Annotated in this window: 18 protein-coding genes; 9 read left to right on the top strand and 9 right to left on the bottom strand. The window is 65.8% G+C overall.

What is annotated here, in order from left to right:
* The first annotated feature begins 65 nt into the window (after positions 1 to 65).
* The 4 genes from RP6297_RS12560 (at position 66) to RP6297_RS12575 (ending at position 4,771) form a co-directional block, all read left to right on the top strand.
* A complete protein-coding gene (locus RP6297_RS12560; RefSeq protein WP_009241563.1) occupies positions 66 to 521 on the top strand; it encodes a DUF2147 domain-containing protein in 456 nt (151 codons plus the stop codon).
* A 207-nt stretch (positions 522 to 728) separates the two neighbouring features.
* Positions 729 to 2,276: a methyl-accepting chemotaxis protein gene (locus tag RP6297_RS12565; RefSeq protein ID WP_004632973.1), complete on the top strand. Its 1,548-nt coding sequence runs from the start codon at positions 729 to 731 to the stop codon at positions 2,274 to 2,276.
* Positions 2,277 to 2,394: 118 nt separating this feature from the next.
* Positions 2,395 to 3,738, top strand: coding sequence for a hypothetical protein (locus tag RP6297_RS12570; protein WP_009241564.1), 1,344 nt, complete (start codon positions 2,395 to 2,397; stop codon positions 3,736 to 3,738).
* Positions 3,739 to 3,859: 121 nt separating this feature from the next.
* Entirely contained in the window at positions 3,860 to 4,771 is a 912-nt protein-coding gene (locus RP6297_RS12575; protein WP_009241565.1) for an EamA family transporter, read from the top strand.
* Positions 4,772 to 4,774: 3 nt separating this feature from the next.
* Here the strand turns inward: RP6297_RS12575 and RP6297_RS12580 are convergent, their stop codons facing one another.
* The 3 genes from RP6297_RS12580 to RP6297_RS12590 all read right to left on the bottom strand — a co-directional run bounded on the left by RP6297_RS12580 (position 4,775) and on the right by RP6297_RS12590 (position 10,332).
* On the bottom strand, positions 4,775 to 5,857 hold the full coding sequence (locus RP6297_RS12580) for a M14 family metallopeptidase (protein WP_009241566.1): 1,083 nt from the start codon (positions 5,855 to 5,857) through the stop codon (positions 4,775 to 4,777).
* Positions 5,858 to 6,022: 165 nt separating this feature from the next.
* Positions 6,023 to 7,231 (bottom strand): ribonucleotide-diphosphate reductase subunit beta, encoded by a 1,209-nt coding sequence (locus RP6297_RS12585; protein ID WP_009241567.1) that lies wholly within the window; start codon positions 7,229 to 7,231, stop codon positions 6,023 to 6,025.
* Positions 7,232 to 7,347: 116 nt separating this feature from the next.
* Complete coding sequence (locus RP6297_RS12590) at positions 7,348 to 10,332, bottom strand: ribonucleoside-diphosphate reductase subunit alpha (protein ID WP_009241568.1); 2,985 nt, start codon at positions 10,330 to 10,332, stop codon at positions 7,348 to 7,350.
* A gap of 651 nt (positions 10,333 to 10,983) precedes the next feature.
* On the opposite strand from RP6297_RS12590, the gene RP6297_RS12595 reads away from it, so the two are divergent.
* Genes RP6297_RS12595 through RP6297_RS12605 form a run of 3 tightly spaced genes read left to right on the top strand, consistent with a single transcriptional unit; the run spans position 10,984 to position 15,441 of the window.
* A complete protein-coding gene (locus RP6297_RS12595; protein ID WP_009241569.1) occupies positions 10,984 to 13,014 on the top strand; it encodes an alkaline phosphatase family protein in 2,031 nt (676 codons plus the stop codon).
* A gap of 30 nt (positions 13,015 to 13,044) precedes the next feature.
* Complete coding sequence (locus RP6297_RS12600) at positions 13,045 to 13,245, top strand: hypothetical protein (protein ID WP_009241570.1); 201 nt, start codon at positions 13,045 to 13,047, stop codon at positions 13,243 to 13,245.
* Between the two features lie 36 nt (positions 13,246 to 13,281).
* Positions 13,282 to 15,441, top strand: a complete 2,160-nt coding sequence (locus RP6297_RS12605; RefSeq protein WP_009241571.1) for a phosphocholine-specific phospholipase C — start codon at positions 13,282 to 13,284, stop codon at positions 15,439 to 15,441.
* Between the two features lie 72 nt (positions 15,442 to 15,513).
* Here RP6297_RS12605 and ampD read toward each other — a convergent pair whose 3' ends face one another.
* From ampD to RP6297_RS12630, 5 genes are read right to left on the bottom strand one after another with little or no spacing between them, the layout of a single operon-like run.
* On the bottom strand, positions 15,514 to 16,110 hold the full coding sequence (gene ampD / locus RP6297_RS12610; RefSeq protein WP_009241572.1) for a 1,6-anhydro-N-acetylmuramyl-L-alanine amidase AmpD: 597 nt from the start codon (positions 16,108 to 16,110) through the stop codon (positions 15,514 to 15,516).
* On the bottom strand, positions 16,103 to 17,728 hold the full coding sequence (locus RP6297_RS12615) for a sigma-54-dependent transcriptional regulator (protein WP_009241573.1): 1,626 nt from the start codon (positions 17,726 to 17,728) through the stop codon (positions 16,103 to 16,105). Before RP6297_RS12615 ends, ampD begins: the two co-directional genes overlap by 8 nt.
* 39 nt (positions 17,729 to 17,767) lie before the next feature.
* Positions 17,768 to 19,807: an ATP-binding protein gene (locus RP6297_RS12620; RefSeq protein ID WP_009241574.1), complete on the bottom strand. Its 2,040-nt coding sequence runs from the start codon at positions 19,805 to 19,807 to the stop codon at positions 17,768 to 17,770.
* Positions 19,804 to 20,070: a hypothetical protein gene (locus tag RP6297_RS12625; RefSeq protein WP_009241575.1), complete on the bottom strand. Its 267-nt coding sequence runs from the start codon at positions 20,068 to 20,070 to the stop codon at positions 19,804 to 19,806. Before RP6297_RS12625 ends, RP6297_RS12620 begins: the two co-directional genes overlap by 4 nt.
* 45 nt (positions 20,071 to 20,115) lie before the next feature.
* Complete coding sequence (locus RP6297_RS12630; RefSeq protein ID WP_012762946.1) at positions 20,116 to 21,024, bottom strand: cytochrome C assembly family protein; 909 nt, start codon at positions 21,022 to 21,024, stop codon at positions 20,116 to 20,118.
* Positions 21,025 to 21,197: 173 nt separating this feature from the next.
* Between RP6297_RS12630 and ffh the strand changes: the two genes are divergently transcribed.
* Both ffh and RP6297_RS12640 read left to right on the top strand, forming a co-directional pair.
* Positions 21,198 to 22,613 carry a signal recognition particle protein gene (gene ffh, locus RP6297_RS12635; protein ID WP_009241577.1) on the top strand — a complete coding sequence of 472 codons (1,416 nt, stop codon included), beginning with the start codon at positions 21,198 to 21,200 and terminating at the stop codon, positions 22,611 to 22,613.
* Between the two features lie 67 nt (positions 22,614 to 22,680).
* Positions 22,681 to 23,229 (top strand): hypoxanthine-guanine phosphoribosyltransferase, encoded by a 549-nt coding sequence (locus RP6297_RS12640; protein ID WP_009241578.1) that lies wholly within the window; start codon positions 22,681 to 22,683, stop codon positions 23,227 to 23,229.
* A 65-nt stretch (positions 23,230 to 23,294) separates the two neighbouring features.
* Here RP6297_RS12640 and RP6297_RS12645 read toward each other — a convergent pair whose 3' ends face one another.
* On the bottom strand, positions 23,295 to 23,888 hold the full coding sequence (locus tag RP6297_RS12645; protein WP_009241579.1) for a MarC family protein: 594 nt from the start codon (positions 23,886 to 23,888) through the stop codon (positions 23,295 to 23,297).
* Positions 23,889 to 23,900: the final 12 nt, after the last annotated feature.

Here is a 23,900-nt window from a genome sequence, read left to right on the forward strand (position 1 = left end):
CCCTGCGCCGACATCATCGATCAGCCCTCACCGATTTTTTTGACCGACAACAAGGAGACTCCACGATGCAACATACCCCCTACGCTCTCGCGCGCCTGGCTGGCGCACTGGCCCTCGCTCTGGCAGCCGGCAGCGCCTTCGCGCAAGCCAGCCCCGCCGGCACCTGGAAGACCATCGACGACAACACGGGCAAACAGAAAGGCGAAGTGACGATCGTCGACAACGGCGGCACGTTCACGGGCAAGGTCAGCAAGATCCTGGTGCCCGGCGACGAGAACAAGACCTGCACCAAGTGCACGGACGACCGCAAGGACCAGCCGATCAAGGGCCTGACGATCCTGACGGGTCTGAAGCCGAACGGCAACAACAACTGGGATGGCGGCCAGATCCTGGACCCGGAAAACGGCAAGGTCTACAGCGCCAAGATGTCGCTGTCGGAGGACGGGCAGAAACTGAATGTGCGCGGTTACCTGGGCATCAGCCTGCTGGGCCGTACGCAGACCTGGATTCGCGAGCAATGATCGCCCGCCGATAACGACACCTCCCAACGCGCGGCGGTGCCCCCTCCTTGCGGGTGAGGCGCCGTCTCTTCAGGCGCCGGTGCAAGCCGGCGCCTTCTTTTTGCGGAAATCCGCACACTGCGCGCACGCCATCCCCACTAAAGAAGGCCACTCCATCGCCGTTACACCGATGCGGAGTCGTCAAACAATAAGTGGAGAAAACACGACATGCGACAGTGGACACTCAAAGCAAAGCTGCGCCTCGCGCTGGCCCTGATGTGGCTGGGGCTGATCGGCGTCGGGATCTGGAGCGCGATGGAGACCCGCGCGACCATGCTCGACGAACGCAAGGCCGGCCTGCAGAACCTCGTAGATGCCGCCGAGGGCATCGCCAAGCTGTATCACGGCCGCGCGCAATCGGGCGCCATGACCGAAGCTGATGCCAAGAAAGCCGCGCTGTCGACGCTCGCCTCGATGCGCTTCGGCACCACGGGCTATCTGTTCGTGGTCGATTCGCAGTTCATCCTGCTGATGCACCCGACGCTGGCGGACATGGTCGGCAAGAGCACCGCGGGCTTCAAGGATCCGACCGGCAAACCGGTCTATCCGACCATCGTCAACGCCGCCAAAGACAAGGGCTTCGGCTTTGCCGAATACCAGGGTCGCCTGCCCGGCAGCGAGACCGCATTGCCGAAGATCGGCTACGTGAAGCACTTTGCGCCATGGGACTGGAATCTCTCCAGCGCCGTCTTTCTGCAGGAAGTGGATGCGGCGTATCGCCATTCGCTCGTCGCGAACCTGATCGTCATTCTGCTGGTGGGCGGCGCGGTGTCGCTGGCCATGTCGCTCATCATCCGCAACGTGCAGCGCGGACTGGGCGGCGAGCCGGGCTACGCCACGGAGGTCGCACGGCGCATTGCCGGCGGTGATCTGGCCGTGCAGGTCCAAACCCGCTCCGGCGACCGCGACAGCATGCTGGTCGCCATGGCGCAGATGCAGCAGCAACTGACCGGCACCATCGGCCATATCAAGACATCGGCGGACTCGATCGCGAGTGCCACCAAGCAGATCGCCGCCGGCAACGCCGACCTGTCGCAACGCACGGAAGAGCAGGCTTCGTCGCTGGAAGAAACCGCGTCGAGCATGGAAGAGCTGACGAGCATCGTGCGTCAGAACGCCGACAACGCGCGCCAGGCCAGCACGCTGGCCGTCAACGCGTCGGACATCGCAGCCAAGGGCGGCGAGGTGGTCGGCCGCGTGATCGACACCATGGCCGGCATCAACGAAAGCAGCAAGAAGATCGCGGACATCATCGGCGTGATTGAAGGCATTGCCTTTCAGACGAACATCCTGGCGCTGAACGCGGCGGTCGAGGCCGCGCGCGCCGGCGAACAGGGCCGCGGCTTTGCCGTTGTTGCCGGCGAGGTGCGCAACCTGGCGCAGCGCTCGGCCGGGGCGGCCAAGGAGATCAAGGAACTCATCGGCGATTCGGTCGGCCGCGTGGAAAACGGCACCACGTTGGTGGCCGAAGCGGGCAACGTGATTGACGAGGTGGTGGTCGCGGTCAAACGCGTGACGGACATCATGGGCGAGATCAGCTCGGCCTCCGAAGAACAAAGCGCCGGCATCGAGCAGGTCAACCAGGCCGTGAACCAGATGGACGAGGTGACGCAGCAGAACGCCGCACTAGTCGAGCAAGCGGCCGCCGCTGCGCTGTCGCTGGAAGAACAGGCGCAGGTGCTGCGCGACGCGGTGGCGTCGTTCCGTACCGCCTGATCGCCGAGATTTCATGCGCTATTCCCCAACGATGGGAGGGGCGCCGCGCCGTTCTCTGGTGTGTCGCATGGTGCTATGCTGCGCGCCAGAGAGTTGACAAAACAAAGTTGGAATAGCCATGCCCGAGCGCAACCGGCCGCCATTGAGGGGCCTTTTTGGCGCGATTGCCGGGTCGACCACCAGCGCCTATGCCGCAGCAGGAGACACTGCCGGCGACGCCCATGAGCCGATGTCCGGCGGCCGCCCCAGTGCGGTGCGCGATGTCGCCGCACAAGATCTGGCCAGCGACACCGCGCTGTGGCGCTTTGCGCTGGCCGCAGAGCACGGTGGCCGAGCGCCCCACCCCGACGCCACGTTGCGCGACGATCTGTCCGTCCTGCGCATCCTGCGCCACGCTGATGGCCTGCGCCTGCTCAGGCAAGGATTGCGCAGTGCGTTCCCGGGTTCGGCCCTGCGCCTGACCACCTTCTGGCCCGAAGAACAGCCGCACGCGTACCCGGCTCGCACGGAAGCCCGCCCAGCGGAATTCGGCGATCTGCTCGTGCTGCTGCGCCTGCGCGGCGCGGTGCCCACGCTCGATTGCCGCGCGCTGTTTCTCACCAGCCGCCGCATCGAACAGCCCGACGATGCGCTCGACAAGCACCATGCGCTGCCGCAGATCAACCTGTATGAAGGCTGGCAAGACTTCAACGTCTATGCGCGTTCGCCGATCAAGTCGCGCAACGCAACCTTCCTGGGCAGGTTCGACCTGTCGGCTGAGCTGGACCCGCTGCGCCGCGTTGGCCGCGACCAGCGACAGTGGCGCTACCTGACGCCCTGCACGGGCCTGCAGCAGTACGCGCAATGGCCGGGCGCCAGGCCGGCCTCGCCGCTGCAATGGCGCTGGCCTTCCGGCCCGCAAGCCGGCGGCGCGCGGCCCAGCTCCGGTTCGTTCACCGGCCTGCTGCGCCAGCTCGCCCGCCCGGAAGGCCCCGGCGAGGACTGCTCCGCCGGCACCGACGTGCCTACGTGGGGCCGCCTCATCAACAAGCTGCTCGACCACAGCTGGGAAGTCGCCCCGAGCCACGCGCTCAAGAGCGGCAATATCAGCTCGCTGGCGTTCTGGACGCGGCTGCGCGGCTTCCTGACGGCGGAATACCTGCTCGGCTCGCATTCGTTGCAGAAGGGCTTTGGCGCGTCGTTGCAGTTCGAGATGGCCAACGGCCTGCAGGACATCGCCCGCGACGACTGGACGGCCACCACTGGCTTCGACCCCGAAGACCTCGACGTGCCTGGCGTGCGCGGCACGCTGCAGCGCATCGCGGCGTCCAGACTGGCCGTCTTCGGCATGAGCGCCGAAGACCCGGCACCGCTCGCCGCCCCGCGCCCGCAGCGCGGCGTAACCCCGCGCCCCGATGGCGAACGCGAAGGCCTGCGCGTGTTGCTGATCGACGTGATCCGCCCCAGCGCAGCCGCCCTGTAAGCCCGCCAATTCGATAAAAAGCGACGCCCGCGCCGCCGAGAACGCAACGATTTCTCGATGGCGCGCGGCTATGCTGTGGCGTTCCCCTGCCGCGCCTCCTGCCGCCCCTGCGCTGTTGCCCATGTCTTCCGCTGCTCCCGCCTCCGCCGCTTCCACCACGATCACCTCCCCCTGGATGCCCATCCTTGCGCTGATGGGTTCGATGGCCTCTGTGTGCCTCGGTAACTCGTTTGCCAAGACGCTGTTCCCGGTGCTGGGCGCAGCGGGCACGGTCACATATCGCGTGACCATTGGCGCGGTGATCCTGCTGGCGTTCTGGCGGCCGTGGCGCCTGCACCTGAGCCGCGCGGATGCCGGCCGCATCGCGCTGTACGGCGTCACGCTGGCGAGCATGAACCTGCTGTTCTACCTGTCGCTGCAGCGGTTGCCGATCGGCATCGCGATCGCCATCGAGTTCACGGGGCCGCTGGTGCTGGCCGTGCTGCTGTCGCGCCGCGCGCTGGATTTCGTGTGGATCGGGCTGGCGGTGGTCGGCTTGCTCATGCTGACGGTGGCGGACAAGTCGGTCGGACAGGTTGACCACCTGGGCGCTGTGTATGCGCTCGCCGCCGGGGTGTGCTGGGCGCTCTACATCGTGACCGGCAAGAACCTCGGCGGTCTGCACGCGGGCCAGGCGACGTCGCTCGGCATGGTCGTGGGCGCGTTGTTTGCAATTCCGTTTGGGGTGGCGCAGGCCGGGTCGGCGCTGCTCGCACCCTCGCTCATTCTGGCGGGACTCGGGATCGGGCTGCTGTCGAGTGCGATTCCGTATTCGTTGGAGATGGTGGCGCTCAAGCATCTGCCGGGCAAGACGTTTTCCGTGCTGCTCAGCCTGGAGCCTGCCATTGGGGCGCTGGCCGGCGCAATCGTTCTGCACGAGCAGCTGACCGGGCGGCAGTGGGTGGCGATCCTGGCCATCATCGCCGCGTCGGCAGGATGTGCACTGACGGTGCGGGCGCCCAAGCCTTCTCCGGATCCTGCCGGCGTCGCCTGACGCCTAGCCGGAAAACCGCGCCAGCGCTTGCAGAACCGCCATGCGCGTCTGCGCGTAGACCATCCCCTTCCATTCCGGCACGTCGCAATAAAACGCATCACGCAACGCCTGGCGGATGCCGACCCGCTGCGCGGCGCCCTGCTCCGGGTGGCGATACAGCCAATGGTCGGCGCGCAGCGCCTGCAGCACCGCCAGCGGCGCGAGCGTGCCGAACTCCAGCGTGACGCAGGTCTTCTCGACGCCGGGCAGCAGTTCGTAGGCGATGCCCACCAGATCGCCCTTGACGACTGACGAGACCGAACCCGCTGCCGCAATCGGCCGAACATCGGCGCCCCAGGTGCGCATGGCGCGCTCCAGTTCGGCAGGATCAGGACTGTTGAAGATCTTCTCGCCGTGACCGTAGTGGCCGAGACCGGTATGCAGGTCGATCCACACCAGGCGCGACAGGGCGGCCGCGTGCCGCGACACGATTCCGCGCATCTGCAGCGTGCTCCAGCACGGCGCGCTGCCGCCGTAGAACATGCCGTCCGGCACGCGGTATTGGCCGCTCGTCGCGGCGTCCTGCAGGGCTTTCTCGCCGCGCGTGACCATGTAGTGCTGCAGCGCTGCCTGGTCGGCCTGGCTGGGCGGCCATGTGTGCGGCAGCAGGAGCGGATCGACTTCAAGGTAGGCCGGATTGGCGAAAGCAGCCTCCGCAAAGTCGACGCTGTTGCGGTTCAGGTCAACGTTGTCTTCATTCACGCGTCGCAGGTGCGCAAACCCATACGGATTGACCGCGTGCACCAGCAGCAGCGCGACCTTGGCGGTCGCCAGCCGCGCGAACAGTTCGTCGTCTTGCAGCAAGCCGGTCTGGCAACCGGAGCCGCAGAATCCTTCCACACCATGGACGCCCGAGGTGAAGATCAGCAGCGTTTGCGCCTGCGCGGGTGCGAGCAGCGCGGTGTCGATGGAAAGCTGTTCGCCGGATGGCCCGACCGCATCCGGATGCAGATGACGCTCGATGCGGAGCCCCCGGGCCTGCGCAGCGGCGAGGAACTTGCCGCGGGCTTCATCGTAGGTCTGCGAGAAGAAGGCTTCGACCGTCATGGCGGGAATCCGGGTGCAGTGGTTGCCGCAGCGTGCCATGTCTGACAGGCGCGGCGCAATCGCACGCACGTGAATCGATCGCCCCAAATGCAAACAGGCGACGCGTGGTGCGTCGCCTGTCTACGTTGATGCCGGGTCGAACGAGCGTTGAGCGGCTAGCTCAGATCACTCCCAGGACAGCGCGCCGCCGGTCTGGTACTCGATCACGCGCGTCTCGAAGAAGTTGCGTTCCTTCTTCAGGTCGATCATCTCGCTCATCCACGGGAACGGGTTTTCCTCGTTCGGGAACAGCGCGTCCAGGCCGATCTGCTGGCAGCGACGGTTGCAGATGAAGCGCAGATAGCCCTTGAACATCGGCGCGTTCAGGCCCAGCACGCCGCGCGGCATGGTGTCCTCTGCGTAGCGGTATTCCAGGTCGACGGCCTTCTTGAACAGCTCCGTGATCTCGGCCTTGAACTCGGCCGTCCACAGGTGCGGGTTCTCCAGCTTGATCTGGTTGATCAGGTCGATACCGAAATTGCAGTGCAGCGACTCGTCGCGCAGGATGTACTGGTACTGCTCGGCGGCGCCGGTCATCTTGTTCTGACGGCCCATCGCCAGGATCTGCGTGAAGCCGACGTAGAAGAACAGGCCTTCCATGATGCAGGCGAAGACGATGAGCGACTTCAGCAGCTTCTGGTCGTTCTCAGGCGTGCCGGTCTTGAACGACGGATCGGTCAGCGTATCGATGAACGGGATCAGGAACTCGTCCTTGTCGCGGATCGACTGCACTTCGTGGTACGCGTTGAAGATCTCGGCCTCGTTCAGGCCCAGCGATTCAACGATGTACTGGTACGCGTGCGTGTGGATCGCCTCTTCGAACGCCTGGCGCAGCAGGTACTGACGGCATTCCGGCGCGGTGATCTGGCGGTACGTGCCGAGCACGATGTTGTTGGCGGCCAGCGAGTCGGCCGTCACGAAAAAGCCCAGGTTGCGCTTGATGATGCGGCGCTCGTCTTCGGTCAGACCGTTCGGGTCTTTCCACAGGGCGATGTCGCGGGACATGTTGATTTCCTGCGGCATCCAGTGGTTCGCGCAGCCGGCGAGGTACTTTTCCCAGGCCCACTTGTACTTGAACGGCACCAACTGGTTGACGTCGGTCGCGCCGTTGATGACGCGCTTGTCGGCGGCATTTACGCGGCGGTTGTTCTGTGCGGCAGCGGCGTTCGGATTGTTGCCGAGGATGCCCGTGCCGGCGGCCTGCGTGGCCGACGGGGGCAGCACGCCACCCTGGTCGGCGGTGGCCGTTTGCAGTTGCGGCTGCGGTTGATACACCGGCTGCGGAGCAGCCGAAGGTTGTGCGGCAGGTTTGACGTCGTCGTCCCAGCTCAGCATATGTGTTTCTCCTGATTCTTTGCTCGTCGCTCCCGCTCTTTCGGAGCGCGAGTCCAGTGTCGTGCAGATCCGGGCGCCCCCGCTTGCGCGGGAGCAACCTCAGACACTGTTTTGACTTATTGGCAGGCTTCGCATTCCTCGAAACCGGGGTCGCCCGGGCGCATCGTGCACACGGCGCCTTCGGCTTCCGGCATCGCCTGGGCGGTGGCGGCGGCGGCGTCCAGTGCGCTGGTCGGCGCGGCTGAAGTCACGCCGGATGCACCTGCAGCCGACACACCACCCACATCGCTACCCGACGACACCGCATTCAGCGTGCCGCGCGACACGGTCGACTTCTCGACGTGCGTGGCACCGATCGTGCGCAGGTAGTACGTGGTCTTCAGGCCACGCAACCACGCCAGCTTGTACGTGTCGTCCAGCTTCTTGCCCGATGCGCCGGCCATGTAGATATTCAGCGACTGGGCCTGATCGATCCACTTCTGGCGACGCGATGCCGCTTCCACCAGCCATTGCGGTTCCACTTCGAAGGCCGTGGCGTACAGGTCGCGCAGGTCTTGCGGGATGCGGTCGATGCGGGCCAGCGAGCCGTCGAAGTACTTCAGGTCGGCGACCATCACTTCGTCCCACAGGCCGCGTGCCTTCAGGTCGCGCACCAGGTAGTCGTTGACCACCGTGAACTCGCCCGAGAGGTTCGACTTGACGTACAGGTTCTGGTACGTCGGCTCGATACAGGCCGACACGCCGATGATGTTGGAGATCGTTGCCGTCGGGGCGATCGCCACGCAGTTCGAGTTGCGCATGCCGTACTGCTTGATGCGGCCGCGCAGGCTGTCCCAGTCCATCGTCGACGACATGTCGGCTTCCAGGTAGCCGCCGCGCTCTTCGGCCAGCAGCTTGAGCGAGTCTTGTGGCAGGATGCCGCGATCCCACAGCGAGCCCTTGTAGCTGCTGTAGCGGCCACGCTCTTCGGCCAGCTCGGTCGATGCCCAGTAGGCGTAGTAGCACACGGCTTCCATCGACGTGTCGGCAAACTGCACCGCTGCCTCGCTGGCGTACGGCACGCGCAGCACGTGCAGCGCGTCCTGGAAGCCCATGATGCCCATGCCGACCGGACGGTGGCGCAGGTTCGAATCACGTGCCTTCTTGACCGCGTAGTAGTTGATGTCGATCACGTTGTCGAGCATGCGCATGGCGGTGCGCACGGTCTTCTTCAGCTTCTCGTGATCGAGCACCACGCTGCCGTCAGGCTGCTTGACCAGGTGGGCGACCAGGTTGACCGAACCCAGGTTGCACACGGCGATTTCGCTGTCGTTGGTGTTCAGCGTGATTTCCGTGCACAGGTTGGAGCTGTGCACCACGCCCACGTGCTGCTGCGGGCTGCGGATGTTGCACGGATCCTTGAACGTGATCCACGGGTGGCCGGTTTCGAACAGCATGCCCAGCATCTTGCGCCACAGCTGCAGCGCCGGCATCTTCTTGAAGAGCTTGATCTCGCCGCGCGCGACCTTGTCTTCGTAGGCCAGGTAGGCCTGTTCGAATGCCTTGCCGACCTTGTCGTGCAGGTCCGGGCAGGTGGACGGCGAGAACAGCGTCCACTCGCCGCCTTCCATCACGCGCTTCATGAACAGGTCCGGAATCCAGTTAGCCGTGTTCATGTCGTGGGTGCGGCGGCGGTCGTCGCCGGTGTTCTTGCGCAGCTCCAGGAATTCTTCGATGTCCAGGTGCCACGTTTCCAGGTACGCGCAGACGGCGCCCTTGCGCTTGCCGCCCTGGTTCACGGCCACGGCCGTGTCGTTGACGACCTTCAGGAACGGCACCACGCCTTGCGACTTGCCGTTCGTGCCCTTGATGTGCGAGCCGAGTGCGCGCACGTTGGTCCAGTCGTTGCCCAGACCGCCGGCGAACTTGGAGAGCAGCGCGTTTTCCTTCAGTGCCTCGTAAATGCCGTCCAGATCGTCCGACACGGTGGTCAGGTAGCACGAAGACAGCTGCGAGCGGCGCGTGCCCGAGTTGAACAGCGTCGGCGTGCTCGACATGAAGTCGAACGACGACAGCAGCTGGTAGAACTCGATGGCGCGGGCTTCGCGGTCGATTTCGTTCAGCGCCAGGCCCATCGCCACACGCATGAAGAACGCCTGCGGCATCTCGATGCGGGTTTCGTTGATGTGCAGGAAGTAGCGGTCGTACAGCGTCTGCAGGCCGAGGTAGTTGAACTGGAAGTCGCGCGAGGCATCCAGCGCCGCGCCCAGGCGGGCCAAGTCGAACTGAGCGAGCTTGTCGTCGAGCAGCTCGGCGTTGATGCCGCGCTCGATGAACTGCGGGAAGTAGTCGACGTAGCGCGTGCTCATTTCCGCTTGCGTGACTTCTTCGCCGAGGATTTCGCGACGGATCGTGTGCAGCAGGATGCGCGCCGTGACCTGGCTGTACGCCGGGTCCTTTTCGATCAGGGTACGGGAGGCCAGGATGGCCGAGTCGTACACCTGCGTCATCGGCACGCCTTCATACAGGTTCTTGACCGTTTCCTTGAGGATCGGCTCCGGGTCCACCGCTTCGCCCAGGCCTTCGCAGGCCGAGACGATCACGTTGCGCAGCGCCGCCATGTCCAGCGGGCGGCTGATGCCGCCGTCGGTCACGTTCAGGCCGATGAAGGCCGGTTGCTGCTGGGTTTCACCGGCTTGCGCGCGCTCCTGGGCGCGGCGCTCGCGGTACAGCACGTAGGCGCGGGCCACGTCGTGCTCGCCCGAGCGCATCAGGGCCAGTTCCACCTGATCCTGCACGTCTTCGATATGGAACGTGCCGCCGTTCGGGCGGCTGCGCAGCAGTGCGCGCACGACGTTCTGCGTTTGTTGGTCGACCAGCTCGCGCACACGCGCGGAAGCAGCACCCTGCCCGCCATTCACGGCGAGGAAAGCCTTGGTCATGGCCACGGCGATCTTCGAAGGCTCGAAGCTCACCACGGCGCCGTTGCGGCGAATGATCTTGTAGTCGGCAAGATTGACGCCGGAAGCGGTGCCGGGGGCCACGGCCGTGCCGCCAGCGCTTTGCGCAAATTGCGAAGGATTGGCGGTGCCGGAGTGGATTTCGGATTGGGCCGTCTGCATGTGGACTCCTGTTGAACCGTTCGTTTTATTGGCTCGCCGATGGTGAAACACCCTGGGCGAATCCTTGCGCTACGCGGAGAAATGAGATGGAAAAGACCCCCTGCCTTTCCTCAGCCCCCAAGCGCCGGCTCGACCTGCCGTACGCCCGCCCCCGCGTGGCGCTGAAATAAGAATCCCGGAAAGCGACCACTACATCTAGTGTTCAACTCCGGGATTGACGCTAAGTATAGTGGCCCAATCGAATTTGCCTAGACTTGACAGGTGGGGGCGGAGGGCTATTTTTCACCCGCCAATGCAGTGCCGCAAACCCGCCACCCCAGGCAGCACAACGGGTCGGCGGCACTGGCGTGCGGCGTCGCAATGACTGCCTCTTCAGAATAATTCTTTCTATCGACGTCGCAAGCTCAATAGACGTCACCTCATCTGCGGTAGGGGTATGTGTGCGGCGCACTGCACTGGTGCAGGCGTACTGCGGGCCGTGCCGTCTTCGACCTTCCCCTCGCTCAAGAAATCCGAATAACGGCATCAGCATTCTTGCCGCGGCTGTCACCTGAGCGACAGGCCCCAACCCTACGCTTCGGTCGCATTGCAGGGAGCGCAATCACGGCGGCGACACACCGAGCGCCGCGCACAACGACCGAGGAAATCGACATGGCTTGGAATCACCCCGCCCGGCGCCTGCTGACGGCCGCGCTGAGCACGACCGTGGCAGCGACGCTGGCGACCACATTGACGGCATGCGGCGGTGGCGACAGCAGCCCCATCGCTAACCAGGGCAGCACGGCCGCGCCCTCCACCAGCGCCAGCAAGAAGGTGCTGATGGTCGGCGTGGACGGCGCCACCTATGCGCAGGTACAGAGCGCGCTCTTGCAGCGCAGCCTGCCGAACCTGGGCGCGCTGGCGGTGATGCCGGCATCGACCGGCGGCACGCTTGGCACCATCACCGCCCAGCCGCCGCTGGACACACCCAGCTGGGCCACCGTGCTGACCGGCACCTGGCAAAACCGCCATGGTGTGACCGACGACACCGTCACCACCCTGGCCGCCCCAAGCGTGTTCAGCTACGCGCGCAGCGCCGCCAAGGCCGCGGGCACCACGCAACGCCTTGGCGCCGCCGTCAGCTCGGCTGTGCTGCCCGCGCTGCTCAAGGCGGATCAGCAAGCCGGCAATCTCGATACGCTGGTCGACTGCGCCCAGGTGGACACTTGCGTGACGCAGAACAGCGTGAGGCTCGTGCAGTCCGGCTACGACGTCGTCTTCGCGCAATACACCGCGCCGGCCGCCGCCGCGCTGGCTTCGGGCCTGCAAAGCGATGCATACACCGCTGCGCTGGCCAACGTCGACCAGGCGCTCGGCACGCTGCAGGCTGCCATCGCCCAGCGCCGCACCGCCAACCCCAACGAAGACTGGCTCGTTGTCGTCACCACCAGCCACGGCCTGGACGCCACGGGGGCCACCACGTCGGCGCCGACGCTGGAAAACCGCTCCGCCTTCATCGCCCTGAACAAGCCGGTCAATGCCGTGCTCGGCAAGACCGGCATGGCGGCGCCCACGTCGGAAGCCACGCTGGCCGCGCTGCCGAGCGAGGCCGACATCGTGCCGACCGTCCTGGCGCAACTGAACGCCGCTGTGCCGGCGACGGCGCATCAGCTCGACGGTGCAGCGCTCACGGCCAGTGCCGTCGGCGTGCGCAACGTCCAGAGCACGGTCGGCGCGTACAACGCCTCGCTGGCGCTGAACTGGCAGAACCCGACCCCGGCCAGCGGCCCGATCACCGTGCTGCGCGACGGCAAGCCGGTCGCCACGCTGCCCGCCACGGCCACGCAGTACACCGACAGCAACATCGCTGCCGCCAGCGGCATTTACCGCATCAACTACACGCTGGTGCGCAACAACGTGCCGGTATCGATGCTCGCGCAGATCGCCTACGTTGCGCCAACGCCGCTTGCGACCTCGCTCACCAACGGCCTGGCTGCGTATTACAGCTTCGATCCACTGCCCCCGACCGACCGTAAAGCGAATTCGACGATCGGTCCATGGGTGGCCGGCACCGACGGCGGCTCTGCTGCGGCCGACCCGTTTGGCGGCACGGCCCTCTCGGTCGATTCGCGCATCGACGCCTACAAGCTCACGCAGAACGGCGCCGACATCGCGCAAAGCCCGCAATTCACCATCGGCTTCTGGTTCAAGTCGGATTGCACACAGGGCAACGGCACCGGCGAGCCGATCCTCGCCAACAAGGATTACACCTCCGGCGCGAATGCAGGCATCGCCTTCGGCCTGTTCGGGGGCTGCGAAGCGCGCTTCAACCTCGGCAGCGGCGGCAAGCGCGACGACATCCAGGGCATGAAGTTCAGCGCCAACCAGTGGGCGTATCTCGCCTTCTCGGTCGACACGCAGGCCAAGCGCTTCAGCGCTTACATCCTCGACCCGGTGCTCGGCGTGCAAAAGGTGGAAGACAAGGCCATCGCCAATACCGACGTCACGAAGCTGGGCGGCCTGGCCACCAAGGTCTGGGGCCTGAACGACGACGCCACGCACAACTACGTGCCCAACAACCCGGGCTCGCTCAAAGGCGTGATGGCCTACGACGACCTCGCCATGTGGACGCGCCGGCTGACGCTGGATGAACTCAAGACGATCAACGGCTCGCACCAGCCGCTGTCGTCGCTGAACCCCTGACCCTCTCCCCCAACCCGAACGAGACCGCTCATGAAGCCTTGCATCCACCCTCTCGCACGGCCGCGCCGGCTGGCCGCCGTGCTGCTGTGCGCCGCCACCTTGTCGCTGTCGGCCTGCGGCGGCGATTCGAACGACGGCACGCCCGGCACCGGTACCGGCCCTGGCACCGCCCAGCCCGATCAACCCGGCCAGCCGCCGGCCAACAAGCCGACCCTGCACTGCGCTCCGTAACGCGCGGCTTCCCATCGACTTGCGTTTGAGACCGACATGACTTCCGACACGAACCACGCCAACAACGGCAGCCGCCGCAACTTCCTCAAGATGGCCAGCACGGGCGCGATTTCCGCCGCTGCGCTCGCCGCCTTCCCGCCGTCGATCCGCCGTGCGCTCGCGATTCCCGCCAACAACGCCACCGGCACGATGCGCGACGTTGAGCACGTGGTGATCCTGATGCAGGAGAACCGCTCGTTCGACAACTACTTCGGCACGCTGCAAGGTGTGCGCGGCTTTGGCGATCGCTTTCCCATCCCGCTGGCCGGCGGGCTGAACGTCTGGCAGCAGACCTACGTGCCAAGCAGCGGGCCGAGCCGCACGGTGCTGCCGTATTACCTCGACAGCAGCGCCGGCAACGCGCAGCGCGTGTCTGGCACGCCGCACAGCTACCCCGATGCGCAGAACGCGTGGGACTTGGGCCGCATGAGCAAGTGGCCGACGTACAAGCAGACGCAGTCGATGGGCTATTACAAGCAGGCCGAGCTGGACTTCCAGTTCGCGCTGGCCAACGCCTTCACGCTGTGCGATGCGTACCACTGCTCGTTCCACGGCGGCACCAACACGAACCGCCTGTTCCACTGGACGGGCACGAATGACCCGACCGGCGTGGCGGGCGGCCCCGTCATCGACAACGGCGGCGACCACCTCGACGCCGGCGTCACATACAGCTGGAAGACCTATCCCGAGCGTCTGCAGGCCGCCGGTGTGTCGTGGAAGGTCTACCAGAACATGCCGGACAACTTCACCGACAACCCGCTCGCGGGCTTCAAGGCCTACCGCGATGCCAACGCCGCACGCGGCAACCTCGCCGACGGCACGCCGTTCCCGCCGTACACACCGGCCGACGAAACCGTCAGCCCGCTGATCAAGGGCGTCGGCAACACCATGCCCGACGGCGGCTTCCTGCAGGCCTTGAAGGACGACATTGCCGCCGGTCAATTGCCGCAGGTGTCGTGGATCGTGGCTCCGGCCACGTATTCCGAGCACCCTGGCCCGTCGAGCCCCGTGCAGGGCGCGTGGTACACGCAGGAAGTGCTCAACGCGCTCACCGCCAACCCGGCCGTGTGGAGCAAGACCGTGCTGTTCATCAACTTCGATGAAAACGACGGTTTCTTCGACCACGTGCCGCCGCCCGCAGCCCCGGCCTATGACAACGGCGTGCTGGCCGGCAAATCGACCATCAGCACAGCCGGCGAGTATCACACCGACAAGAATCCGTACGGACCCGGGCCGCGCGTGCCGATGTACGTCGTCTCGCCGTGGAGCCGGGGCGGCTGGGTCAACTCGCAAGCGTTCGATCACACCTCGGTGCTGCGCTTCCTGGAGCTGCGCTTCAACGTCAAGGAGACGAACATCAGCGCGTATCGCCGCGCGGTGCTGGGCGACCTGACCAGCGCCTTCAACTTCGTCAACCCGAACACCGAAACGCTGCCCACGCTGCCCAGCCGCGACAAGGCAACGGCCGACTCGATCCGCACCGCGCAAGGCTTGAAGCCGCAGGTGCCGCTGCCCGCCGTCTCGGCGCAGCAGATGCCGAAACAAGCCACAGGCACCCGCCCCTCGCGCGCCCTGCCGTACGAATTGCACGTCAGCGCGCGCGAAGACGCCACCAACCGCGCCCTGCGCCTGATCTTCAGCAACACCGGCACGGCCGCCTCCGTCTTCCACGTGTACGACCGCCTGCATCTGGACCGCGTGCCGCGCCGCTATGCGGTCGAGCCCGGCAAGATGGTCGACGACACCTGGGACGTGTTCACCGCCGACAAGGGTAAATACGACCTGTGGGTGCTCGGCCCCAACGGCTTTCACCGCGCCTTCTCGGGCGACGTGAGCGCCGTGTCAGCAGCGGGTTCGAGCGCGCCGGAAATCCGCGTGTGCTACGACGTAACCAACGCCGAGGTCTACGTGACGATGATGAACACCGGCACCGCCGGCTGCACCTTCACAGTCAAGCCGAATGCGTACCGCAACGACGGCCCGTGGACGTACGACATCCCGGCCGGCAAGCAGCTCGACCAGCACTGGCCGATCGCGCGCCAGGGCAACTGGTACGACTTCACGGTGACGGTGCCGCAAGGCGGCTTCACGCGGCGTTTTGCCGGTCGCATGGAAACGGGCAAGGACAGCGTGTCCGACCCGGCGATGGGCACTTGAGGCAGGGCTCTGAAGTAGAAAGATCAGCAGGGAAAACGCGGGCGGCCTCGCAACGGGCCGCCCCTTTTCATTTCAGAGCGCGTGCTGATACGGAAACAACGCCGCATTGAATCCGCCCAGCGCACGCAGATGCGCCCAGTCGAAATGCGGTCCGGGGTCCGTCTTGCGGCCCGGCGCAATGTCCGAGTGACCGGCGATCGCTGCAATCGGGTATGCCGCGCAGATCGCCCGCACAAGCGATGCCGTGGTGGCGTACTGCTCGGGCGTAAAGGGCAGATCGTCCGTGCCCTCGATTTCGATGCCGACCGAGAAATCGTTGCAGCGCGTGCGGCCGAAGAAGTCGGACGCACCGGCATGCCAGGCGCGCGCATCGCACGATGCAAATTGCACGCATTCGCCCGTGCGACGGATGAAGAAATGCGCCGACACGCGCACGCCGCGCAGCTGCTCGAAATACGGATGCGCGTCGCAGTCGAGCGTGTTGGTGAAGAAGTCGAGCACGTGGTCGGTGCCGAAGTCCGCGCCGGATTGCGCAGGCGGCAGGCTAATGTTGTGCAGCACGATCAGGTCGATCGGCATGCCGTCGGGTCGTGCGTCGATATTCGGCGAGGGATGGCGGCGCGCGCCATCCACCCATCCGTCCGCGCCGATGTGCGACCGTTCAGGCATCGCCGTTCAGCCCATTTCCGGCCGGTTCGCCGACGCTGCCCGGCGACGCTTCAACGTCACGCGGATCGCGAATGCCAAGCTGCTGCATGCGATAGCGCAACTGACGGAATGACAGCCCAAGCAACTTGGCCGCTGCGGTGCGGTTGAAACCCGTCTGGTCCAGCGCGGCGAGGATGACGTTGCGCTCGACCGACTCCAGGTAAGCCGGCAGATCGATCGGCAGCGCAACGTTCGGCAGGGCGGGTTCGGCCGGCCGCGCAACCGGTGCCGGCTCGGACGGTGCCAGCGGTTGCGGCATCCCCATCGGGCTTGGCACGGGCGCCGGCATATAGACGGCATCAGGCCAGCCGGCCATCGGCGACGGGGCCAACGGGTGATTGCCTGCCGCGGCAGCCTGCGCCTCGCGCGTGCGGTGAAACAGCGGCGAGCGCTCGATCTCAGCGCCGAGAGCGCCAAGGTCATCCACGTCGATCGACTCGCCTTCGGCAAATGCGTACGCACGCTCCAGCAGGTTCTCCAGTTCGCGCACATTGCCCGGGAACGGATACGCGCACAGTTGCTGCAGCGCCGGTCGCGTCAGACGTTTTGGGCGCGGATCGCCGTAGCGGCTGGCGAGCTGTTCGAGCAGCACACCGGCCAGCACGGGCACGTCTTCGGCCCGCTCGCGCAGCGTAGGCATGCGCAGTTCCAGCACGTTCAGGCGGTAGAACAAGTCTTCGCGGAAACGGCCGGCGGCCACCAGCCGTGCCAGATTCTGGTGGCTCGCACACACGACGCGCACGTCGACGGGATCTTCGCGGCTCTCGCCGATCTTGCGCACGCGGCGCTCCTGCAGCGCGCGCAGCAATTTCACCTGCATCGTGAGCGGCAGGTCGGCCACCTCGTCGAGCATGAGCGTGCCGCCGTTGGCCGCTTGGAAGAAGCCTTGGCGATCGCTGTCGGCGCCGGTAAAAGCGCCCTTCACGTAGCCGAAAAACTCGGCTTCCATCAGGTTTTCGGGAATCGCGCCGCAGTTGACCGCCACGAACGGCCGCGCCGCGCGCGACGACAACGCATGGATGGCGCGGGCCGCACGCTCCTTGCCGCTGCCCGATTCGCCGCTGATCACCACCGGCGCCATGCTGCGCGCCAGGCGCATCAACGAGCGGCGCACTTCCTGCATCGCGGCGGAGTGGCCGGGCAGCAGATCGTTGGTCCGTTCGGCCAAATCGGCATTACCGGGATCGGGATCGCGCTGCTGGCGGCCCAGCGCATTCAGCACGAGGCTGCGAAGCTGGTCGAGCGAGAGCGGTTTGGCGATGTAATCGAACGCGCCCGCCTTGAGCGCCTCGACCGCGTTCTCTGCGCTGCCATAAGCGGTGATGACGGCAACCGGCGTGCGGTCGGCCGTAGCAGACAGCTGGCGCACGAGTTCAATGCCCAGGCCATCGCCCAGGCGCATGTCGGTCAGCACCAGTGCAAAGCGCTGCCGGGACAGCGCTTCGCGCGCCTCGGCCAGCCCGCTGGCAAGCACGACGTCGTGCCCCATGCGGCGCAGGGAAATCTCCAGCAGCTCGCGCAGGTCGGCTTCGTCATCGACGACGAGAATGGGTTCGCGAACGATGGCGGCTTTAGGCATGGATCAGCAGAAGATCGGCGGAAATTCACGGCCGGCGGATCATTCCGCGATCGGCCCGGCAGGTTGGTCAAACATCAGGGTGATGACGAAGGCGCGGCGTGGCAAGGTGCCGCGCGCCTCCATGGTCAACGCTCCGGTGCGATCGAGCAAGGATTCCAGTGCGATGGCGCCGTAACGGATCTGCGCATCGTTGGCGCTACACAACTCGCGGGCCATGTAGAGCCCGAGGCCAGTGCCTTGTGCGTCATTCGTGAAGAACGGCTCGAACAGGCTGCGCTGCTGCTCGGTGGGCACCTCGGGGCCGTCGTTCCAGATGACGAGTTCGGCGTGGGCGTCGTCAAGCGCGTAGGCGGCCAGTTGGATCGAGCCGGGAACGCGGCGGCAATAACGCAGCGCGTTGTCGAGCATGTTGCCCACCACCTGCTGCAACTGCGCCGGGTCGAACAGCACGGGCTTGTCCAGGTCGACCGCCACGCGCACGAGGTTCGGGTTGATCTCGGTGGCCTCGCCTGCGCGGCGCACGGCCTCGGCACGCCAGCGATCCACGACCTCCGGCAGCACCTGCGCCAGTTGCACGCGCACGCGTTCGCCGCGAGGGCGGCGCGAGAGCATCAAGACGTCGGCGACCACCTGGTCGAGCCGGCGCACGTTGTCGCGGATGATGCGCAGCAGGCGTGTCTCCACGCCGGAACTTTCCGGGCGCGGGTGGGCGCCGCCATCGTGGCCGTCGCCTGGATCGTCGAGCAGTTCCGCGGCCTGGCTGATTGCGGCCAGCGGGTTGCGGATCTGGTGCGCGACGCTGGCTACCAGCCGCCCCATCGAGGCCAGCTTTTCCTGCTGCGCCTGCTCCGCCACACGCTCCCAGCTTTCCACGTGGACCAGCACGGTGTCATGCAACTCGTGACGCAGAAACGCTTCATCGTCCGCCGACCAGCCTTGCGTGATGGCGTCCGCCGAGGGCATGCGCTGACGCATCTCGCCGCCCTCGCCCGGCAAGCCCAGGCCGATGGAGCTGACGAGGCTATCCAAATAGACGCTGCGCAGATTGGCAAGGCTCGGCAGGATGAAGCGCAGGCGCAGGCGGGCGCTCAACATGGCACGGCCGGCCCGGCCGCTCGAGCTGATGGGAAGCAGGTCGAGGATGCGCGGCGCATCGTTGTCACCGGTGCCATCGGTGGGACGGCTCTTGCGGCGCAGCCACTGGCGCAGCGTTTCGAGCAGCGGGCGCAGGTGGGGCACGTCCTTCAAGTCGAACAGCATCGCACCGCTGCTGACAAAGGCGCTCTGCGGCACGCCCAGCAGCATGGCGGCAGCCGGGTTGGCCGCCACGACGCGACCGTCGGCACGCACCAGCATCACACCGTCCTGCATGTCGTAGACCATCAACCGGTTGACGAGCTGCTGCAGGCGCAATTCGCGCTCGCGCGCCATCGTCAATCGTTCCTGCGTGATCTGGCGGTGCGACAGGCCGTACATCATTGACGCGGCCATCATGTACACCAGGCCGTACAGCCCGGCAGATGCCAGGCCCGGCGCAATCACGCCGTCGTTCAGCATCTGCAGGAACGGATCGGCCAGCACCACGATCGATGCCACAGCCGCCGTGAACAGCGCAAACAGCAGGCTGGTGAGCGCGCCGGCAGCCAGCACCGGCATCAGCAGCACCATCGCCACGCTGGCCGACAGGCGCGAGAGCGTGGCATACGCCAGCCCGAGGAACAGCAGATCGAGCACCACGTCCAGCCGCACACGGAATTGGAATCGCGTGCGCCACCAGCCGGCTGCGGCAAGGATGAGCAGGGCCATCGCCAGATACGGCAGCGTCAGGCTGAGCAGCGCTTCGCTATTGGGCAGGCCGGCTGCTTCGTTGTGCTCGCGCGGCACCATCACGAACAGCAACAGCACCAGCGCCACGGCGGCGCGGCTGAAGGCGAAATAGCGCAGCAGCCGCCACTGGAACTCAGGCGGATCAGGCTCCAGCCAGACCGATCGGAGTGCGCGCCAGGCGTTCAGGCGCGAGAGCAAGCTACGCGCGCCGGACGGCGTGGCCCGCGCGGCACCCGACGCTTCGGGCGTCATGCGTTGCCCCGGTCAGCATGCTCGGGGCAGCGATAGCGGCCACCCGCCAGCGCGACCATGCCGGTGCGCGGCGCGTGCACGCCGCACACGGCACATTGCTCGATGGGTTGGGAGGCCTCGGGCTCAGTAGGGCGCTTGGCTGAGCCCTGTCCGCCCGAGGCTGTCTGGCCCTGCCCCGAGGAGCGGGACGAACGCGTCCCCAGGCGGCTCAACCACCACCAGCCGGCGAGCAGCATCAGGATCAGCAGGACGGGACGGGACATGGGGAACTGACAAGGACAAGTAACGGCGCAGGCGCCAGGAACACGCTAGGCGCGATGCAGAATGACTTCGAGCACGAAGCGGCTGCCCACATACGCCAGCATCAGGATCGCGAAGGCCGCCATCACCCAGCGCAGCGCCACGCGTCCGCGCCAGCCGCGAAAACGCCGACCGATCAGAATGCCGCCGAACATCACCCACGACAGCACGGCAAAGATATTCTTGTGATCGAAATGGAAGGCGCTGTGAAACAGCTGCTCGGAGAACAGCACGCCCGAGGCGATCGTCAGCGTCAGCAGAACGAAGCCCGCCCCGATCAGCCGGAACAGCAGTTTTTCGAGCGTGAGCAGCGGCGGGAGCAGATCCAGCCAACGGCCGAACCCGCTTGCCTCCGGGCGGTTGATGGTGTGCAGGCGACGCTCTGCAGCCAGCATGAGGATCGCATGGAATGCCGCTAGCGTGAACAGCCCGTAGGCGACGTTGGCAATAGCGAAGTGCAGCTTGAACAGGGGGCTGGCCGCATAGCCGAGAATTTGCGTACCCGGAAAGGCCAACGGCAGCAGGCTTCCGACCAGCGCCACCGGCATCACGAGCAGGCCGAGGCCGGCCAGCGAGAAGAAGAGGCTTTCGATCCAGAAAATGCCGACGCCCAGCCACAGCATGGCCGACAACGCATAGGCAAAGCCAAATACCATGGCGCTGGCCGGGAAGATCGTCTCGTGCAGCAGGAACCCGTGCGCGATCAAGGCGGCCAGCAGACCCCAGCGCCACCAGCCCGGGACAGTGTCGGCAGCCCCCGGAGGCGGCGGAACGAGCACCGTGGCACCCGGCGACTGACCGCCTGCCGCCATGGCTCCCGCCGGCGCCCGGGCACCCAGTCCACCGCGTCGCGCCCACGCTACCGAAGCGAGGATGCCGTAGAGAAGCGCCGTCAGCGCATACAGTACAATTGCCATTTGCATAGTTTACCGCAGCGCACCCCAGTTTTGGCTGGGGCCCGCCCCCGCCGAAAGCCTCGTTGGGCGGCAACGCAACATGCGCACATTGAGCACATTCCCAGCCGGCGCAAGTCGCACGCGCGCCGGCCGCCTCTTCATCCCGTCCCCAATTCCGGATCCCTGTCACTGTCATGCTGGATAACCTGACCCAACGGCTCGCGCGCGTGGTCAAGACCATGCGCGGCGAAGCGCGCCTGACCGAAGCCAACACCGCTGAGATGCTGCGCGAAGTCCGCCTGGCGCTGCTCGAAGCCGACGTGGCGCTGCCGGTCGTGCGCGAATTCATTGCCCGCGTCAAGGAAAAGGCGCTCGGCGAAGACGTCATCACGAGCCTTTCGCCGGGCCAGGCGCTGGTCGGCATCGTGCAGCGCGAGCTGACGGCCATCATCGGCGGCCAGGAAGCGCTGGAAGGCGTCGGCAGCAACATCATGGGCGGCCGCGCGGCCGAGCTGAACCTCAACGTCACGCCGCCCGCGATCATCCTGATGGCCGGCCTGCAGGGCGCCGGCAAGACCACCACGGTGGGCAAGCTCGCCAAGTGGCTCAAAGAGAACAAGAAGAAGAAAGTGCTGACGGTGTCGTGCGACGTGTATCGCCCCGCCGCCATCGCGCAGTTGAAGACCGTTTCCGAGCAGGTCGGCGCGGACTTCTTCCCCTCGCAGCCCGACCAGAAGCCGGTGGACATTGCCGCCGCAGCCCTGGACTGGGCCAAGAAGCACTACCACGATGTGCTGATCGTCGATACGGCCGGCCGCCTCGGTATCGACGAGGCGATGATGCAGGAGATCGCCGCGCTGCACGCCAAGCTCAAGCCGGCCGAAACGCTGTTTGTGGTCGATGCGATGCTCGGCCAGGATGCCGTCAACACCGCCAAGGCCTTCAACGACACCCTGCCTCTGACCGGCGTGGTCCTGACCAAGCTCGACGGCGATGCGCGCGGTGGCGCGGCCCTGTCGGTGCGTCACATCACGGGCAAGCCGATCAAGTTCGTCGGTGTGGCCGAAAAGCTCGACGGGCTGGAGCCGTTCTACCCCGACCGCATGGCCCAGCGGATCCTGGGCATGGGCGACATCCTTGCGCTGGTGGAAGAAGCCCAGCGCGGTGTCGACATGGAAGAGGCGCAGAAGCTTGCCGCCAAGATCAAGAAGACCGGCGGCTTCGACCTCGAAGACTTCAAGGCCCAGATCGGCCAGATGAAAAAGATGGGCGGTCTGGGCAGCCTGATGGACAAGCTGCCGGCTCAGCTCGCGCAGCAGGCGCAAGGTGCCAACATGGACCAGGCCGAAAAGCAGGTCCGCCGCATGGAAGGCATCATCAACAGCATGACGGCTGCCGAGCGCGCCAAGCCTGAGCTCATCAAGGCAAGCCGCAAGCGCCGCATTGCCGCCGGGGCGGGCGTGCAGGTGCAGGAAGTCAATCGTCTACTCAACCAATTCGAGCAGATGCAAGGCATGATGAAAAAGCTCAAAGGCGGCGGCATGATGAAGATGATGCGCGCCATGGGCGGCATGAAAGGCGGCATGAAGGGACTGTTCGGCGGCCGCTGAGCGGGCTACCTCCCTCCTGAATCGCACTTTTGATCGACACACCGAACCGTTTCACCGAACCGAAAAGATGCTGAGCGCAGAACAGGCCCGCGAACTCTGGGCCAACTCCGAAGAAATCGTCAGCGAAGACGCCGTGCGCGGCTCGCTGGACCGCATGGCCGAAGAGATCACCGAGAAGATCGGCGATACGTTCCCGATGGTGCTGTCCGTGATGGGCGGCGCGGCCGTCTTTACCGGGATGCTGCTGCCCAAGCTGGCCTTCCCGCTCGAATTCGACTACATCCACCTCTCGCGCTACAACAACACGACGGTGGGCGGCGAGATGCAGTGGCGCGTGGCGCCGCGCGAGTCGGTCAAGGGCCGCACGGTGCTGGTGCTCGACGACATCCTCGACGAAGGCGAGACGATGGCCGCCATCCGCTCACGCATCATCGACATGGGCGCCGCCGAGTTCTACTCCGCGGTGCTCTGCGAGAAAACGCTCGCCAAATCCAAGCCTCTGTACCCCGACTTCTGCGGCTTCAACGTGCCTGACCGCTACGTGTTCGGCTGCGGCATGGACGCAAAGGGCTACTGGCGCAACCTGCCGACCATCCGCGCGCTCAAGAACACCTGACGCGGCACCGCGGCAAGCAAAAAGGGCGACACTTTAGTCGCCCTTTTTTGTTGCCCGCGCGTGGTTCAGAGTTGATGCGCGAATGTGCGGATGCCCTTGAGCAGCATCTCCACCGAAATCGCCACCAGAATCAGCCCCATCAGACGCTCGAAGGCCATCACCGTGCGTTCGCCGACGAGGCGCTGAATGTGCGTGGCGCTCAGCAGTACCACGGCGCACACGGCCATCGTCGCGCATAAAGAGCCGACCCAGGTCCACATGCGCCCCGGCGCCTGCGATACAAGGAGCATCACCGTGGCCATCGCCGACGGGCCCGCGATGGCCGGAATCGCCAGCGGCACGATGAAGGGCTCGCCGGTGGGCTGCGACTCGGCAGCGCCTTCACGCGGGAAGATCATCCGCAGCGCGATCAGGAACAGCACGATGCCGCCTGCAATCTGCAGCGACATGTCGGTCAGGCTCATCATGCGCAGAAAGCTCTCGCCGAAGAACATGAAGACGAGCAGCAGCACGAACGCAATGCCGACCTCGCGCAGCACGACACGGCTGCGGCGCTCGGGGGCGACCTGCCGCAGCGCGGAGATGAAGATGGGAATGTTGCCGAGCGGATCGGTGATCAGCACCAGCAGGACGGTCGCCGAGAGGAATGTATATTCCATCGCCTGACGTCG

This window comes from Ralstonia pickettii, from assembly GCF_016466415.2.
In the GTDB taxonomy this organism is placed as follows: domain Bacteria; phylum Pseudomonadota; class Gammaproteobacteria; order Burkholderiales; family Burkholderiaceae; genus Ralstonia; species Ralstonia pickettii.

Coding starts and splice junctions, on each gene's coding strand:
- RP6297_RS12645 (WP_009241579.1), bottom strand. CDS start 23,888: ATGGAATATACATTCCTCTCGGCGACCGTCCTGCTGGTGCTGATCACC.
- RP6297_RS12625 (WP_009241575.1), bottom strand. CDS start 20,070: ATGTCCCGTCCCGTCCTGCTGATCCTGATGCTGCTCGCCGGCTGGTGG.
- RP6297_RS12590 (WP_009241568.1), bottom strand. CDS start 10,332: ATGCAGACGGCCCAATCCGAAATCCACTCCGGCACCGCCAATCCTTCG.
- RP6297_RS12585 (WP_009241567.1), bottom strand. CDS start 7,231: ATGCTGAGCTGGGACGACGACGTCAAACCTGCCGCACAACCTTCGGCT.
- ampD (WP_009241572.1), bottom strand. CDS start 16,110: ATGCCTGAACGGTCGCACATCGGCGCGGACGGATGGGTGGATGGCGCG.
- RP6297_RS12620 (WP_009241574.1), bottom strand. CDS start 19,807: ATGACGCCCGAAGCGTCGGGTGCCGCGCGGGCCACGCCGTCCGGCGCG.
- RP6297_RS12615 (WP_009241573.1), bottom strand. CDS start 17,728: ATGCCTAAAGCCGCCATCGTTCGCGAACCCATTCTCGTCGTCGATGAC.
- RP6297_RS12575 (WP_009241565.1), top strand. CDS start 3,860: ATGTCTTCCGCTGCTCCCGCCTCCGCCGCTTCCACCACGATCACCTCC.
- RP6297_RS12565 (WP_004632973.1), top strand. CDS start 729: ATGCGACAGTGGACACTCAAAGCAAAGCTGCGCCTCGCGCTGGCCCTG.
- RP6297_RS12595 (WP_009241569.1), top strand. CDS start 10,984: ATGGCTTGGAATCACCCCGCCCGGCGCCTGCTGACGGCCGCGCTGAGC.
- RP6297_RS12640 (WP_009241578.1), top strand. CDS start 22,681: ATGCTGAGCGCAGAACAGGCCCGCGAACTCTGGGCCAACTCCGAAGAA.
- RP6297_RS12560 (WP_009241563.1), top strand. CDS start 66: ATGCAACATACCCCCTACGCTCTCGCGCGCCTGGCTGGCGCACTGGCC.
- RP6297_RS12570 (WP_009241564.1), top strand. CDS start 2,395: ATGCCCGAGCGCAACCGGCCGCCATTGAGGGGCCTTTTTGGCGCGATT.
- RP6297_RS12580 (WP_009241566.1), bottom strand. CDS start 5,857: ATGACGGTCGAAGCCTTCTTCTCGCAGACCTACGATGAAGCCCGCGGC.
- RP6297_RS12600 (WP_009241570.1), top strand. CDS start 13,045: ATGAAGCCTTGCATCCACCCTCTCGCACGGCCGCGCCGGCTGGCCGCC.
- RP6297_RS12605 (WP_009241571.1), top strand. CDS start 13,282: ATGACTTCCGACACGAACCACGCCAACAACGGCAGCCGCCGCAACTTC.
- ffh (WP_009241577.1), top strand. CDS start 21,198: ATGCTGGATAACCTGACCCAACGGCTCGCGCGCGTGGTCAAGACCATG.
- RP6297_RS12630 (WP_012762946.1), bottom strand. CDS start 21,024: ATGGCAATTGTACTGTATGCGCTGACGGCGCTTCTCTACGGCATCCTC.